The sequence below is a fragment of the Virgibacillus phasianinus genome, assembly GCF_002216775.1.
Lineage (GTDB): Bacteria > Bacillota > Bacilli > Bacillales > Amphibacillaceae > Virgibacillus_F > Virgibacillus_F phasianinus.
Map to the genome: position 1 here is coordinate 3,673,782 of NZ_CP022315.1, position 15,478 is coordinate 3,689,259.

At 37.3% G+C, this 15,478-nt stretch carries 12 protein-coding genes and 1 pseudogene; 2 read left to right on the forward strand and 11 right to left on the reverse strand.

Annotation, left to right across the window (positions count from 1 at the left end; translation table 11 throughout):
• Position 1: 1 nt before the first annotated feature.
• A complete protein-coding gene (locus tag CFK37_RS17705; protein ID WP_089063122.1) occupies positions 2-3,190 on the reverse strand; it encodes a DEAD/DEAH box helicase in 3,189 nt (1,062 codons plus the stop codon).
• Positions 3,191-3,373: 183 nt separating this feature from the next.
• A complete protein-coding gene (locus CFK37_RS17710) occupies positions 3,374-3,781 on the reverse strand; it encodes a DUF4181 domain-containing protein (RefSeq protein ID WP_089063123.1) in 408 nt (135 codons plus the stop codon).
• A gap of 218 nt (positions 3,782-3,999) precedes the next feature.
• On the opposite strand from CFK37_RS17710, the gene CFK37_RS17715 reads away from it, so the two are divergent.
• Entirely contained in the window at positions 4,000-5,193 is a 1,194-nt protein-coding gene (locus CFK37_RS17715) for a DUF4317 domain-containing protein (RefSeq protein WP_089063124.1), read from the forward strand.
• Positions 5,194-5,278: 85 nt separating this feature from the next.
• Here CFK37_RS17715 and CFK37_RS17720 read toward each other — a convergent pair whose 3' ends face one another.
• Positions 5,279-5,782 carry a GNAT family N-acetyltransferase gene (locus tag CFK37_RS17720; protein WP_089063125.1) on the reverse strand — a complete coding sequence of 168 codons (504 nt, stop codon included), beginning with the start codon at positions 5,780-5,782 and terminating at the stop codon, positions 5,279-5,281.
• Between the two features lie 109 nt (positions 5,783-5,891).
• Positions 5,892-6,716 (reverse strand): annotated as a pseudogene (locus CFK37_RS17725) (aminoglycoside 6-adenylyltransferase); the annotation flags it as partial.
• Positions 6,717-7,063: 347 nt separating this feature from the next.
• Here CFK37_RS17725 and CFK37_RS20575 point away from each other — a divergent pair.
• Positions 7,064-7,204 (forward strand): NPCBM/NEW2 domain-containing protein, encoded by a 141-nt coding sequence (locus CFK37_RS20575; RefSeq protein ID WP_089063128.1) that lies wholly within the window; start codon positions 7,064-7,066, stop codon positions 7,202-7,204.
• Positions 7,205-7,366: 162 nt separating this feature from the next.
• Here the strand turns inward: CFK37_RS20575 and CFK37_RS17740 are convergent, their stop codons facing one another.
• The 7 genes from CFK37_RS17740 to CFK37_RS17770 all read right to left on the reverse strand — a co-directional run bounded on the left by CFK37_RS17740 (position 7,367) and on the right by CFK37_RS17770 (position 15,385).
• Positions 7,367-9,211 (reverse strand): exo-beta-N-acetylmuramidase NamZ family protein, encoded by a 1,845-nt coding sequence (locus CFK37_RS17740; protein WP_245837252.1) that lies wholly within the window; start codon positions 9,209-9,211, stop codon positions 7,367-7,369.
• A gap of 47 nt (positions 9,212-9,258) precedes the next feature.
• Positions 9,259-9,612, reverse strand: a complete 354-nt coding sequence (locus CFK37_RS17745; protein ID WP_089063129.1) for a PTS lactose/cellobiose transporter subunit IIA — start codon at positions 9,610-9,612, stop codon at positions 9,259-9,261.
• On the reverse strand, positions 9,602-10,360 hold the full coding sequence (locus tag CFK37_RS17750; protein WP_089063130.1) for a ChbG/HpnK family deacetylase: 759 nt from the start codon (positions 10,358-10,360) through the stop codon (positions 9,602-9,604). The genes CFK37_RS17745 and CFK37_RS17750 overlap by 11 nt, the downstream gene beginning before the upstream one ends.
• 15 nt (positions 10,361-10,375) lie before the next feature.
• Positions 10,376-11,653: a PTS cellobiose transporter subunit IIC gene (celB, locus tag CFK37_RS17755; RefSeq protein WP_089063131.1), complete on the reverse strand. Its 1,278-nt coding sequence runs from the start codon at positions 11,651-11,653 to the stop codon at positions 10,376-10,378.
• A 31-nt stretch (positions 11,654-11,684) separates the two neighbouring features.
• Positions 11,685-11,984 (reverse strand): PTS sugar transporter subunit IIB, encoded by a 300-nt coding sequence (locus tag CFK37_RS17760; RefSeq protein ID WP_089063132.1) that lies wholly within the window; start codon positions 11,982-11,984, stop codon positions 11,685-11,687.
• Positions 11,985-12,001: 17 nt separating this feature from the next.
• Positions 12,002-13,309 (reverse strand): 6-phospho-beta-glucosidase, encoded by a 1,308-nt coding sequence (locus tag CFK37_RS17765; protein WP_425445349.1) that lies wholly within the window; start codon positions 13,307-13,309, stop codon positions 12,002-12,004.
• Positions 13,310-13,462: 153 nt separating this feature from the next.
• Complete coding sequence (locus tag CFK37_RS17770; protein WP_172840528.1) at positions 13,463-15,385, reverse strand: BglG family transcription antiterminator; 1,923 nt, start codon at positions 15,383-15,385, stop codon at positions 13,463-13,465.
• Positions 15,386-15,478: the final 93 nt, after the last annotated feature.

A 15,478-nucleotide genomic window follows, 5' to 3' on the forward strand; every position in this document is an offset into this window, starting at 1 on the left:
TTTATACCATCAAAATTTCCCGGATATCTTCTTCAGTAAGTTTAGATGACCCCTCTTCCCCCGGGTCCACGATTTCTTCTATCAGATGCTTCTTTTTCTCTTGAAGTTCATTCATTTTCTCTTCAATAGTACCTTTAGCAAAAAGCTTGATGACCTGTACAACGTTTTTTTGACCAATCCGGTGAGCACGGTCTGCAGCTTGCTCTTCCACTGCTGGATTCCACCATAGGTCATAAAGGATAACTGTATCGGCACCTGTCAGATTAAGGCCTGTCCCGCCTGCTTTCAAGGAAACAAGGAATACATCCCGTTCGCCATCATTAAATCGATTGCATATTTCCATCCGTTCCTTAGATGGAGTTTGTCCGTCAAGGTAGAAAAAAGGAAGCCCTTGAATAGACAGTTCCTTGCCAATTAACCCAAGCATTTTCGTAAATTGCGAAAAAATCAACACCCTTCTCCCGGCAAGTCTTGATTCTTCGATAATCCGCTTCAATTGTTCAAATTTAGCGGAACTCCCTTTATAACCATCGACAAACAAGGCTGGGTGACAACAAATCTGTCGTAAACGAGTCAAGCCAGCAAGGATCTTGATACGATTTTTTCGGAGTGTATCCTTATCCAGGTGCCTTAACGTTTCATGCCTTAGTTTTGCTAAATAGGCAGCATATAACTTTTTCTGTTCAGGAAGCAAATCCATTGATTCCATAGACTCCATCTTTCCCGGCAGTTCTGCAAGTACATCCTTTTTTAACCTCCGCAGCAAAAAAGGGCGGACCCTCCTGGCAATTTTCTTCCTGGTAAGATTACTATATTCCTTTAATCCGAGGAAAAGCTCTGGGAAAACAACATGAAATATGGACCAAAGCTCTTCCAACGAATTTTCTATCGGTGTACCGGTAAGACCAAATCGGTGATCTGCTTGTATTTTTTTCACTGCTTTCGCGGTCTGTGTAGCAGGGTTTTTAAATGCCTGTGCCTCATCAAAAAATGCGGTGTGAAAGGTCTCCTTTTTATACCATTGGATGTCAGTGCGCAACAAAGGATAGGAAGTAATGACAACATCCATATCCATTGCATATTTCTGTAATTTGGACCGCTCGATTTTATTACCATCAACAGCAACCGCTTGTATTCCTGGGGCAAACTTTGTGATTTCACTTTGCCAGTTATACGTTAATGATGATGGACAAACAATAAGAACCGGAAGTTTTTTTCTCCGGATAACAGGCAGTTCTGACTGAATGTACGCTATGCTTTGCAGCGTCTTCCCCAGTCCCATATCATCTGCGAGTACCCCTCCAAACCCATAACTGGCAACAGTTTTCATCCATCTGTAGCCATGTTTTTGATAGTCCCGTAATATGTTCACTAAATTCTTCGGCACTTCGAATGCCATCTCTTCTGGATTTTTAATTTTACCTAAAAACTCCCGGAACGATTCTTCTATCGTAAAGGTACTACGATTATCAACAGAATCAAGCAGCCTAAGCCCTTGGACAATTGGTACATATATTCCCTTTTCCAAATCTTCATCTTGGGCAGGAACTGCATGTAGAAAACGTTGAATTTCTTGAAATTCTCTTGTCTCCAGTGATAGAAGTGTGCCATTTCGCAATCGATAATACTTCCGTTTTTCCTCCAAAGCCAATAGAAGCTCGCGAATTTGTTTTTCTGGAATATCCATTTCAAATTTGAATTCCAGCCAGTTCGTCCGTTCCTTTTTTACCTTCACCCTAATTTTTGGATGAGCTTTCCCTCTGACAATACGGTTTCTTACCGCAGTTGTTGCATATATTCGTACAAGTTCTTGAAGCTTCGGAACGACATGATACAGAAACGCATACTCTAGCGCTTCATTATGCAAAAAATATCCGCTGTCAGTTTTGGCAAACAAGCTATCATCCATTAGTTTTAGTATTTTGTTCTCTTTTTCCACATCTCTAATAAGGAAATCGTTCTTGATATCACGACTTTCCAATGGGTTTATTACATTATTCTCATAATGAAATTCCAGACCAGCAAGCAGGCGGTCTTTCACCCGATCCAAATATAGCTTGGCAGTTAAGGTCTTTTTCTTAAACTGTTCGGCTATACATCTAGATAAATGGATATCCCCCAATTTCCTTAAACCTGGAAATACCTTTTCCATAAAATAATTCATTTGCCCGCGTGGGATAGGAATTTGATTCGTCCCTGAAACATCAAGCATTTGTTTCAAATCCGAAAGACGCTCGCTTTCCTCATCGTTCATCTGAATCAGTTTACCATCAGTTAGAACCATCTTATACGAATCCAATACAACCATCTGATTTAATCCTTTAATCTCCAGTTGGTAGTCTTTTGTGCCATGGGATTCCGCAAATTCAAATTGTAGAGGAAGCCGTTCATCCGACACTTGGAAATTTTCGAAGGTATCTCCGCCATATGCCAGTTTCACCAATGACGCCTTTGCCAGTAAAGGCAGCAGTCCATCCCATGAAGAAGGAGGGATAAGTAAAACAGAATTATCGTGATCTGATGATGTGTCAGCTTGCATTCTTTCATCATCAGCCACTTGGATGAGCTGCTTAAGAATAGCATCCGTTTCTATTTGAAAACAATGGAGCGCTGGATCATATCTGAATGAATAGGATAATAGACTGGAATTACCTTTTTTCACCTGCTGTAGGAAATCCCAGATATTCTTTATTGTGATTTTCCCAATATTCACTTCAATTCCAATCATATCTTGTCCCGTACCTGCCTGCACGTGTTTACAGGTAAAGGTTAAATGAAGGATTTGCCGATTCTCAAAGTGTAGCTGATGGCCGCTTGTCCGGTTAGGACTATTTTTAAAAATGGTTAATAAACCTTCCGTTAAAGCTTGGTTTGTTGAAGCGGTAGATTGCTCATTTGGAATTGCCCCTTGACGCTGATGATCATAAATCGCCAATAAAACGGCAGCAATATGCTGACAGTCGTTTTTAAACGAAGGAAGTGTTGGACAGTCGCAGTTCGTGTGAAAGCCTTTGTCATCCTTTTCAAGGATAACATGGAATTCTCCCTTTCCTTCAACGGTTGCCTCACAACGATCGGAAGTGTAATTTATAATGGTTACTTTATTAGCACGATAAAAAGAGTCCCCTCTTTTGAAGGAGACAGTGCCGCACATTTCTTGAATTGTTTTTAGATCCAATTTTATATTCAATTTCCTCGCTCTTTCTTAAGGATATTTCAACCCTGGTAAGGCTAATGGCGAAAATTTAATTAACATGATTGTATCATAAGGTCTGGAAGAATTGTACTTTTGATATTCTTAAGCATCACATACTCCCTAAAGTGATTTATTTATAATGCGTACACAAGCCAACAGTGAAATCTTCATAAAACGCTATGCAGCGTTAAGCCACAATAATACCCCCATTAAGGCAACGAAAGTTAACGCAACCTCAGCCAGGGAAACCTTATAATTCTTTTGATTCTCTGAAAACCTCCACTCAACATACGCTTGAAATACGAGTTGACTTATCGCGAAGAAAGTCGATATAAACAGGATGATGAGCGGTTCAGCTGGGAACATGATTAATCCCGCTATCATAGAAACCACTAAACACATACGTAATGCCCAATCACCTTTTTTATGAAATTCATTGATGTGGGTATTTGAAAACCACTTCTTTTTATCCGCCCCTATTCTATGGCGAAGAATGGCAGGAATTACGACCACAAGGAAAACAACTACTCCCATTATTATCATAAATTCTTTCCAGAACCCATGTGGAAAACTATAGTATTCCATTTTAAAACCAGCTCCAATCCATCTGCTTATGGTATACGTTTTAACACTTATTATAATATTTGAAATATATTTAATCCATTATACATGATGTATTCATATAAAATAACAGCCTGAAAAATTTAACCCACACGTTGAAAAACTTAAATCCGAACTGCAGAAAGACAGCAGCCCACTATGATAGAATAAGATAATACTATCAACACAGGAGTGAAACAACATTGGACAAAAAAGACATAGCAACTATCCGTAAACAATTCAAAGTGGATAATGATTTATTGAAAATACATGAAATTTTTAATGTGTACATCATGAAAGAATCTAGCGATATTTATCATCACCAGAGCTTACCATTTGAAATGCTGGAACAGGAACAAAAAGAGTTATTTATGGACAATTTTAAAAAAGTACTATCCGGCCAATTGGATGAAAAGTTATTTGAATTAAAGTTTCAGCGTGACGTAGAAAATAACAGTCAGCTCATTCTTCATCAAGGCCTGTTAAGTAACGATACAGAGGAATGGAAAAGTCAGATGCTTCACCTCGTAGAGAAATTGCTGAAGGATAAACAATATGAAATGGATATTGTCGTAACCTTTATTCGGGGAGAATATATGAAACCGATGAAACGTCAGAGTGAAGATGCGGAAGAAAGTAAGCGGGACACCGTATATTCCCATCCCTTTATTTTATGCAGTATGAACAAAACGCAGGATCCAAAAAAAGAATTACTGTTTGACTATGTTGAAAAGGAATTTAAGTATAATATTGTTGTGGATCCAATTATTAATCTAAAAGCACCCATATCGGGATTTCTGTTTCCTTCTATCACGGATAATGCTGCGGATGTCAACCATGTTCTTTATTCCGCTGGAAAGAAGAATGAATTGAATTATCATTTTATAGAAGAAGTTTTAAATGCAGAAGAAATCATGACAGCTGCACAGGATAAATTAGTTTTTGAAGAAATTGTAAAAAACGTAGCTGGTGATCAAACAATTAATACATCCAAACTCTCGAATGTATACGACGAAATTCAACGGGTCGTGGAAGAAAGCGAAGAGGAAGATTCACCAAAATTAGACTACAAAGATGTGGAAAAAGTTTTAACAAGCAGCGGAATAGAAGATGTCAATACGGAAAAGGTGGAGTCCGCATTTAAAACGGTGATTGATGATGAAAATTATTCGTTTAAAGCAAACAACATTGTACCGAAATATACATCAAAATCGATAAAAATAGAGACGAAAATAGCGAATATTTCCATTAGCCCACAAGACCTAAGACATGTACGTCAAGTCCATTTCAACGGGAAGCGTTTTTTAATGATGGAAGTGGAAGAGAACACGGTTATTGAAGGCTTTGAAATGATTCCGGAAGCTTTATTTGAAAAGGCACCAGAAGAAGGAGAATAATAGCCCCCATTTTTTACTAAGAGCGGAGGATTATCTATGTCGGACTAATATGGATGATCCTCTGCTCCTATTCATATTAGAATGATCAAATTTCTCTTACCATTCTTAAGGAAACATAATCTTCACCGGGGACGTTGGAATAAGCCAACTTCGCGGAATCCTTTGTAAAGCCCCTAGCCTCATAAAAAGGAATTCCTTTATCATTTCCTTTTTGTACGGATACCCATTGTTCGTTTGAACCCTTTTGAATTTGAATATTTGTCAAGTAACATAAAAGTTGGGTGCCAATACCTTCCCCGCGGCGGTTTGGATCCAAATACAGAACATAGATTTCACTTTTGTGAAGATCTGTCATCCCACCTCCAATTGCCCCAACTACCACACCGTTCTCAAGCGCTACAACATAACCGTCCCATCCCTCTGTTTCAGTTAATTCACGACATATACGATCATGATTATAAAATGTTTGATTATTCCTTATTATATTTTCGTGACTTCTGATACCTTTGTAAGTGTCTATGCAACCTTCTGAACAAACTTTGGAAATACCTGCAACATGCTCTGCAGAGGCTCTTCTAATATCAATCATTTCGCTCACCCTTTGATTCATTTGGGAGACCGTCTATTCCATTGTGTTCGCAGGGACAGTGAACCTGTCCCTGCGTCCCACCGTTTGACTGTAATGTTTGGACGTGTTTAAGATACTGTTTTACGTTTTTTGCTTCTTCATAAAGATAGGAATATTCTAGTTCATTAGCAACTTCAATTGCAGTTTGTTCGAATAAACCGGTTGTAATAAATAGGGCATCCCAAACGTGATCGTAATTTCCGCTGGGGTAGGTCAACATAAGTTGTTGCCATGTTTGTTCATCAACATAACGCTTTAGATACTTCCCATTCTTTCCTATACTGAGTGAAAAATCGGTATCTATGCCAACCTTCCATTCAATCATTTTAATCAGCATGGACCTTACCAGATTCAGATGATCTAAGGCATAAAGAATTTCTTGTCTCCATAACCCCTTGGCTACATATGTCGATACCCACCAGAATTCATTGCAACAGTCAGCAAAAAATTCCGCGGAAGGCTTTTTCACCCAATATCCTTTGTCCGTGGGAGGAGGTAGAGAAGGAAGATTACCATCCTTGTCTAGTAATACAATTGTCAGTCCATCCTCGCAGCAATATTGCTCCTTTTCCTCTATTGGTGCAAGTATCAAGTCAATTCTGTTTCCATCCGTGAACAACATGAGATAAGAAAACCTTCCACCCAACTCGGGTGGGAACATAGACATGTTTTCAGGCGTTTGCATGATTAATCGTTCTCCGAATACATTTATCCAATTGGGATCGTCTATAAAAGACCGCATATCTGTAACAAGATAAACAATGTCATAATCCCTGAAAGAGTCTTTAGGAGCATTCGAATTTGTTCTAGAACCATTCATTCCAACAGCCCTAACCCGATTATCTTCCTTGGCAACTTTCAAAACTAAATCCATCATTTCTTTTTCAGAACGCATTACGTGTACCCCCCTATATTATTAGTAGATCAGTCCATAAGTAAGTCCGAGTCAATCTTTCATTCACTTTAATATTTTACCGTTAACAGGCCCATTATCAAAGTATTTCCCTAATTACACATTCTTTTTAAACCTCTCCCTCTTAGACCAAAATGAGTACAAATCCGTGGATCTCGGGTGGTAACCTATGATAAAGGATTTAGAACACATGCAAACTTCGAGATTATATACGACTTAGAAGGCAAAGGTTATACACATTTTCAGTAGTTTGTAGGAGTCGACCAGGAGATTGGTGGTGGATCAATTGCTTTTATAGTATGGTTAGAGCGGGTTTATGAAAGTGGCATTTGCATACTAATACCCCTTCCAAGAAAATTGACTTGGACATTGCGGGTAATAAACAACTAAAATTAGTCGTGATTGATGCCGGTAATGACAATGCCTGGGACCATGGTAACTGGACTGCCGAGAAATTCACGGTGGACTAATGATTGTCAAAACCTTCGATCCTATTTGAAGGTATCGAAGGTTTTTTGGAGATTGAAATTTCCATTATCAACGCTGCTGCCGATGCTCAGATTCAGACATGGGTTTCTTACCTTTTACGAAAAAAGTTATTATTTAATATGCCTTTTATATTAAGACCTTTTTTAGTGCTTTAAATCCACAACTATTCTTGAAGAAAATTCAGGTGTAGCATAGTCTATCGTATCTGCTTTTAAATTAAATGTAGCGATAAACATATCATTTTGATAATGATAATCTATGCTAGATATGACTGGACTATTATTGATAATAACAGAACCACCTTGATCATTTAATTCTCCACCAATTTCTCCGTAAGGTATTTTCAGCAATAATTTATCAACTTTTTCTTCTATCTCAAAATTATTTACCGTTTTATTCAAATCAAATACAATTCTCGAATAGGCCTCATGTATCCCATATCGGATATTTTCCACTTGAGTGGCGGACACTTCAACATCTCGACTAGCAGTATAATCACCATAAGTAGCTACTACTTTACCTTGCCCTGCATTCATTGCGTGAAAAATGCCATTTCCAACATACCCGATATCATCTGAAACGGACCATTCAATTTTTGACGGGTCAATTTTAAGTTTTTCACCATCTTTATCATACCCTCGGACAGTTAAATCAACACTTTCACCAGGTGCAGCCGTTAAATCTAACGGTAAAATCCCTAGCGAACCCTTTTCTTTATACGGCTGTGCTCCACTCGGATAAGGATTGTATAATAGATATTGGTTTCGCACTTCCGTAACCCATGTATCTAATTCATCCTTCCATGACTCCATAATCAGTTCAACTGGTTCATCATTCATAATCATGTTTGGAACTCCATGGTCACCAATCAGATTGGTGTAACTTGGGGTCATTTCAAACTGTTCCGGATTCTGATCGCGCATCGCATCGACTAAATGTAATCCTAGTGCAACTAAATCAATCTGTGATGGATCATCCATATGCACCTGTACTCCTCCGACCAGTTCTCCCTTATATTTACCAAACATGGGGGTGAAATAAGCTGACCTAAAATTCACTCCTGGTATATCCCGTTTGTTCATTTCCTCTGCTAAAGCTTCACCATCAATCCAAGGCGCACCAACCAGTTCAAACGGCCTGGTAGTCCCGAGTCCTGTAGTCAGAGAAGTATCGTCCAATAACTCAGTACCCGCATATAAATAAGCCGTTTCCATAGTCGGAATGTTAGGGGAAGTCATTACCCATGGAAGACCAGTGTCTTCAAAATGCATATTTCTTTTCCATCCTTTCATTTTAACAACTTTCAAATCCACACCCATGCTATATTCATGATTCCACATAGTTGCCAATTCACCAACGGTCATTCCATGTCTAACCGGGAGTAGAAACCTTCCCATGAAACTGACTGCATCTTCAGAGCGTACCGGTCCCTCCACCTTTGTTCCACCAATTGGATTAGGTCTATCCAATACAATTAGTTCTTTATCAAATTCTGCAGCTGCCTCCATAGCAAAACCTAAGGTGTAAACATACGTATAAACATTTGAACCAATATCCTGGATGTCAAATAGCAACACATCAACATTCTTCAGCATTTCTTCTGTAGGTTTCCATGTTGGTCCATATAAACTATATACAGGCAACCCAGTTTTCTCATCAATATACGATTCTACATATTCCCCAGCCTCTTGATCTCCCCGAATACCATGCTCCGGTCCAAATAATGCAGTCAAATTAACGTCTGGATGGTTATACAATAAATCAATGCTGCTTTCCAAATTGCTGTTAACCCCTGTAGGATTAGTTATTAATCCGACCCTTTTACCCTTCACCCATTCCAATTTATTGTTCAATAATACCTCGATGCCAGGTGTTACCTTTGCATTACCTTTATTACTGCTTTTTCCCTCTACACTAGTAGTTGCAAACGAAGATGCCATAAACAACATTAAAACGACTACTAAAATAAAAATTTTACCTAACTTCACAAAAACACTCCCCGTTTATTATGATAGGATTATAATTTTCATGATGGCTACTTTAATTTAGCTTTGTCTATTAACTCATCCAACTTCACATTCATTTTATGTTGCTTTCTATACATTTCAATCATCTCTTCAATTAAATCCTTTTCTGACATGACAGTCATCAAATGATCCTGTGCATGGACCAAAATTACTGGCAAGCTTGTTAAATCATTTTTAGCATCCTCCTGAATTAACTTGGTTTGTATATTATGAGCCTCTAATAGTTCATTTGCTGCTTGTTTTACTTTCAAATCAATTTGATCAAATTCTGCGTTCCTTGCATCCCTCAATGCCCCGTGTAAATATCCTTTTGCATTTCCCGCATGCAAAATAAGTTTCATTGACAAATTTTCAATGTTCATTTGCTATTCCCCCATAATGGATTAGATCAATAGAATGTTTTTTTATCCAGTTTTTAATCTTGTTGTTTACAAGAATTTCTAACTCTTTGGTTCTGGTATAATTATAGCTGCTTTTTTTCGTTAACCATGGATCCATGAATGCAGGGTGGCACATAATTTCCGTTATACCAGGTTGCAATTCGGATAGAATGTTCATTAAATATTCGGGCGTCACACTTTCATTTCCATAAAAATCATAGTGTAAAAAATCTGTAGAAATTAATTCTCCTGGTAGCCTTGTTTCGGTAAATGATCGGACAGGAAGATCATAAATTTGTGCAATTTCAATCACTGCCTCCATCGCGCAAGGTATATGTAGGTGCATGTGATGGTGACTGTCAATGTGGGTCACATCTATATCCCGCATATAGAGTAAATCAAGTTGAGCCTTAAGTTCCTCTTTAATATCCACCTTTTTAGCATGTTCGATAAGCGTTTTTCCTTTTAAAAAGTTTCCAGTATGGTTAGTCAGGCTTCTTACTGAAGAAGATATTGGTTGACCAGCATCCAAAACAAAGTGCAAACCAACTCCAAGCCGAGGATACCTTTTCACATCTTCCAGACTTTCCCTCGAAAATTCTGTATTAACCATCGCCGTTGTACTAGTTAGAATATCATGGTGATGTGCATAAAGTATTCCTGCAGTCACGCCTGGTGAAAGACCAAAATCGTCGGCATTTACAATTATCTTTGATGAAAATTTTTTCACTACTTCTAAATCCCCTTACTCTTCTTTAGAAGCTGCAGCTGAATTATCCGCTTTTTCCTCTTGAAGAAGCTGCTTATCATATAACCGAAAAAATGGATAATATATAGTCATTGCGACTAATATATTAAAAGTCATTAATACACCACCACGCCAGTCACCTGTTGTTAGAATCCCAGAAAATGGAGGAGGCGTTGTCCATGGGACAATGATATAAGGCTTTCCAACTAATCCAATTGACATTGAAAAATATGTTATTATCCCAACAGCTAATGGAGCAAGCATAAATGGAATCACCAGAATTGGATTCATTACAATAGGGGCTCCAAATATAACTGGTTCGCTGATATTAAATACGCTTGACCATATAGAACCTCTACCTAAACCTTTTAAATGTTTTGAACGAGAACGCCAAACAAACAAAATTGTTAAGGCTAAAGCCATACCTGATCCTCCGACAGCCCACCAGATTGCCATGAACGGCTGCCCTATAATATATGGCAATTCTTCCCCAGCCTGTTGGGCCGCTACATTTTGTTCAGTTAAACTGTACCAAATCGGTGCCATAACACTGGCAACAACTGAAATTCCATGGATACCAAATGACCATAGCAAATGAATAAGAAAAATAGCAACTAAAGCTCCCCACAAACTGCTGCCAAACATTTGCAATGGTTCACGCAGCACCGCACTCACTACACCGTGTAAGGATAGGCCAAATGAGCTTTTCAGGATGAGATCTACGCCCCAAACAACCGTGATAATAGCAGCACCTGGTATAAGAGCCGAAAAAGCACGCCAAACAGAAGGAGGAACACTTTCTGGCATCCGAATAACAATATTTCTTTTTTCAAAGAAATAATATACTTCCACCGTAAAGAGTGCTAACACAATAGCAATAAACAAACCCTCACTGCCCATTAAATTTAATGGAATATTGCCCTCTTCAGTAAGAGGTGTTGCAACAAAAAATGCAGATAAACTTAGAACACCAGCTGATAGTCCATCCATTTTATAACTTCTAGCCAAACTATAAGCAATTGAAAATACTGCCACTAGACCAATAAGTCCAAAAGTGGCATTCACGGGGATGCTTAAAGCCGATGCAAAAGGAGCCATAAAATCAGACCATGCCGGTATCGGTGGTGAAGAAATGATTAAAAAAATACTTCCAATGATCAGTAAAGGCATTGTAGCAATAATCCCATCCCGAATTGCTTTTAAATGACGCTGTTCGGCCATTTTACCAGCAATCGGCATAAAATAACGTTCCATAAATGCGTTAAAATGATTCATTATTCTTCCACCCCTTTTATTTGAAAAACTATTAAATTAATTCCAATGCTTGATCCAACACTTTTTCTCCATTTAGCATTCCGTAAGATTTCATATCAACTATATCAATTGGAGTATTTGCCGCTTTAGCTTTTGAATACAGCTCATTCTTTTTGTAGCGGATTTGCGGCCCAAGTAAAATTACATCCGCTATTTTTAATTGTTCTTCGATGTTGTCAACCGAATGAGCTTCAATTTCAACCTCGATACCTCTTTTACTTGCCTCCTTTTTCATTTTCTCGACAAGCAAACTTGTACTCATTCCTAAAGCACATAACAATGTAATTTTCATAGATACAAAACCTCCTATTAACAGTTAAATAGAGGTAGGTATTGCTCGTTTACCTCTAGCATTTCATCAAAAATCTTTTTTGCTCTGTCAAACGATGGTATTAATGGATGTAATGTCAGTGCTTGCAGTGCAGTTCCTCTATTACCAGTTACCGCTGCCTCTACCGTTAACTCTTCATATGCCTTAACAACCTGCATAAGACCTCTTATTTGAGGAGCGGTTTCTTTCACTTGAAGCGGAGTAATTTGATGACTTTCTACTACGCAGTTGACTTCAATACTTACGTCATTTGGTAAACAGGAAATAGCCCCATTATTTCTAACATTTAATGTATGAATTTCCTTCGTATCCAAATGTATTGATTTAATTATGTTTATTGCAGCTTCTGAATAGTAGGCTCCTCCCCTTTGCTCTAGGGCTTCCGGTTTCTCATTGAGGTTCGGATTTTTATAGATTTCAAATAATTCCTTTTCTACTTTTTGCACTTGATCGGCACGTGTCTCATTACCCCTGTATTGTTTCAACTGTTCCTTTAATACTTGATTGGTTTGATAGTAATATTTATGGTAACCGCATGGTATAGCTCTTAGGGACTGAAGAAATTCTGATTCCCAGCCAAATGAAGGTATATTTTTTGCCTCATAACTATCGGATTTACCTTTTAATATATCTTCAATTTTCGACCGCCCCTTGACATACAAATCCGTTATCCAAATGAGATGATTTATTCCAGTAAAATTAATGCTTACATCTTTCATATCGACGTTATACGTCCTAGCAAACTTTTTATAAAAATTAATCGGATTATTACATAAGCCTACCACTTTAACATCACTGTGTTTTAAAACAGCCTCAGTTATGATACCAGCAGGATTTGTAAAGTTTAATAGCCATGCATCCGGAGCAAGTTCCTTAATATCCCTGCAGATATCGAGCATGACAGGAATAGTGCGCAATGCCTTCATAAAACCTCCAGACCCTGTAGTTTCCTGTCCAATAACACCATTTTTAATAGAAATATATTCATCATTCCGTCTCATTTTTAATTGACCTACTCTAATCTGGGTAACAATAAACTTAGCACCTTTGATTGCATCCCTTCGATCTAATGTTGCAATGATTTTAACAGGACACTTTGCTTTTTCAACCATTCTTTTGGACAGGTTTTCAATCACAGAAAGCTTTTCTTGCCCTTCCGGAATATCCACCAACCAAATTTCAGAAACGTTCAGTATATCCTGAACATTTATTATCCCTTCTATTAACTCTGGTGTATATGATGACCCTCCCCCAATAACAGCTATTTTAAGTGATTCCATCTCCATCACATCCTTTCCTTTACCCTAACAACTTGTATGACATTTATTTTAACTTGTAAGCGCATTCATATATAGTGCAGCTTTTTCCGTTGTCAACGGCAATATGGTAACGAATAATTTTATAATAAAAAAGTACAAGGAATGTAATCCCTGTACTCACTATAATTTCCCTATCCTATCTAAAAATTGCTGATATGATTTACAGTCCAACAATTGATGTACAAGATTCCTGTTGTCAACCAACTTCACCAATGACCTAAACATCGCCTTCAAATCATTTTCCTTAGCTTTGTTTACATTTAAAAGAAAAACAACTTGAACAAGCTTTTCACCCCATTGAATTGGGTTATTTAATGTTACAATAGACCAAAATGTAAAATCGGTTTTCGGTTCGAGAGGATGTGGAATAGCTACTAAATTTCCAAAACTTGTTGGTGAGTACCTCTCCCTTTCCATGACAGAATCAATGTAGTCATCACCGGCTGTCCCTGCCTTTATCAGTTTATTCCCCAAAAATTTAATCACTTGATCAGGGGTTTCAAAATCTTGATTTAAGAAAGTGAAACGCTCATGCAGATATTGATCTATAATGGACTTATCCGTTGATATGATCCTATTAATCTTGTTTACATCGTTATCCCCAAGTATAGTTCCTATATGTATCACAGGAACAGGTAGATCTATTTTAATTGGAACTGTAGTAATAACAAAACTAATATTATTAAGTGGAAAATTACTTAAGTTATAATATTCCGTAGTTCCAATAATGTCCAAGGTGTCTTCAAATTTAGCTTTTAATTTATATGATAATAATTGAGCACTACCTAACCCAGATGCACATACAATCAGACACCGATTGATATTAGCAGTCGACTTTCTCAATCTTTCCTGAGCTGCCTCAATATGAAGGGAAATGTACGCAATTTCATGTTCATTAACGAAAATATTATATTTTTCATTTAGCACTTCGATCCCAATTAACGCGGCTTCAAAGGAAGCAGGATATTGCTTTTTTATTTCGCTCAGCATTGGATTTCTTATATTCATTTGATATTTATAACGACTAATTGCAGGTTTTAAATGTAAGGATAAATGAAGCAGTAATTCATCGTCACCAGATAGGTTGAAATGATATTTTTCATCTATTCTTTTAATCATTTCCTTAACCAGATTAACTATTTCCTGATCAATAACTGATTTAATTCTTTCCTTTTCTGTATCTGAATTTATCAGCTTTGTTCCCTGTAAATGAATTGCCAAATAAAACACTTCATTTACAGAAAAACAAACACTAAGACCTGATTCAATGTCCCTCATAATTTCTTTTGCTACAGCGAATTCCTTATTTTCTTTTATTTCATCTAACTCTTCTATAGCTATTTCCACCTGATTATTGTCTCGTATCCGCTTACAGGCAATAGCTAGATGAGTAATTAAGTTTTGCAGGCTAATATCCGAAATAATAATGTTATGCTTTCTTAGTTGAGTTAAAATACTATTTCTAATTATATTCAACTCATTTTTGGAAAGGATCGAAATCCAATCAGAGTTTTCCGCGATGGAGATAGGTCTCTGATTAAAGATATACTCAGATATACAAAATCGAATTTGAGCCTCATTGCCGATAATTTTAATACCGTAATTTGGCCTTTGGTCTAGCGATAAATCATAAAGCTTAAATATGTAACGAACGGACTTTAAATCACTTTGTAAGGTAGAGCGACTAACATAAAGTTCATCAGCTAGATCTTCCATCTTTACATAATTTGACTCAAGTAATAGCCTTTCAACTAGAAACGTGACACGTTCAGTAGGTTCATCCGGTATTATTTTTCTTACTTCCTGGATGTATTGTTGTAAGAATTGATTAAATCTGTTCTCATCCTTAATTTCCAGTTTATAACCTTTACCTCTATGTGACTCAATCTGCATATTGTTTTTATGTAACAGCAAATTTAATTCTTTTATATCATTTCTAACCGTCTTTGAGCTTACTTGCAAATCAATCGACAACTGGGAACTTGTCATAGGTTCAGTAGCTGTCTTAAGAATTTGTATGATTTCTTTCCAGCGGGAATTCATTTCAGATACCCCATTTGTTAGAAGATTGGTTATATTATAACTTAAATTTCCTACCTTCATCAAAAAAAGTAATTATCATTGTTAAATTTGAAC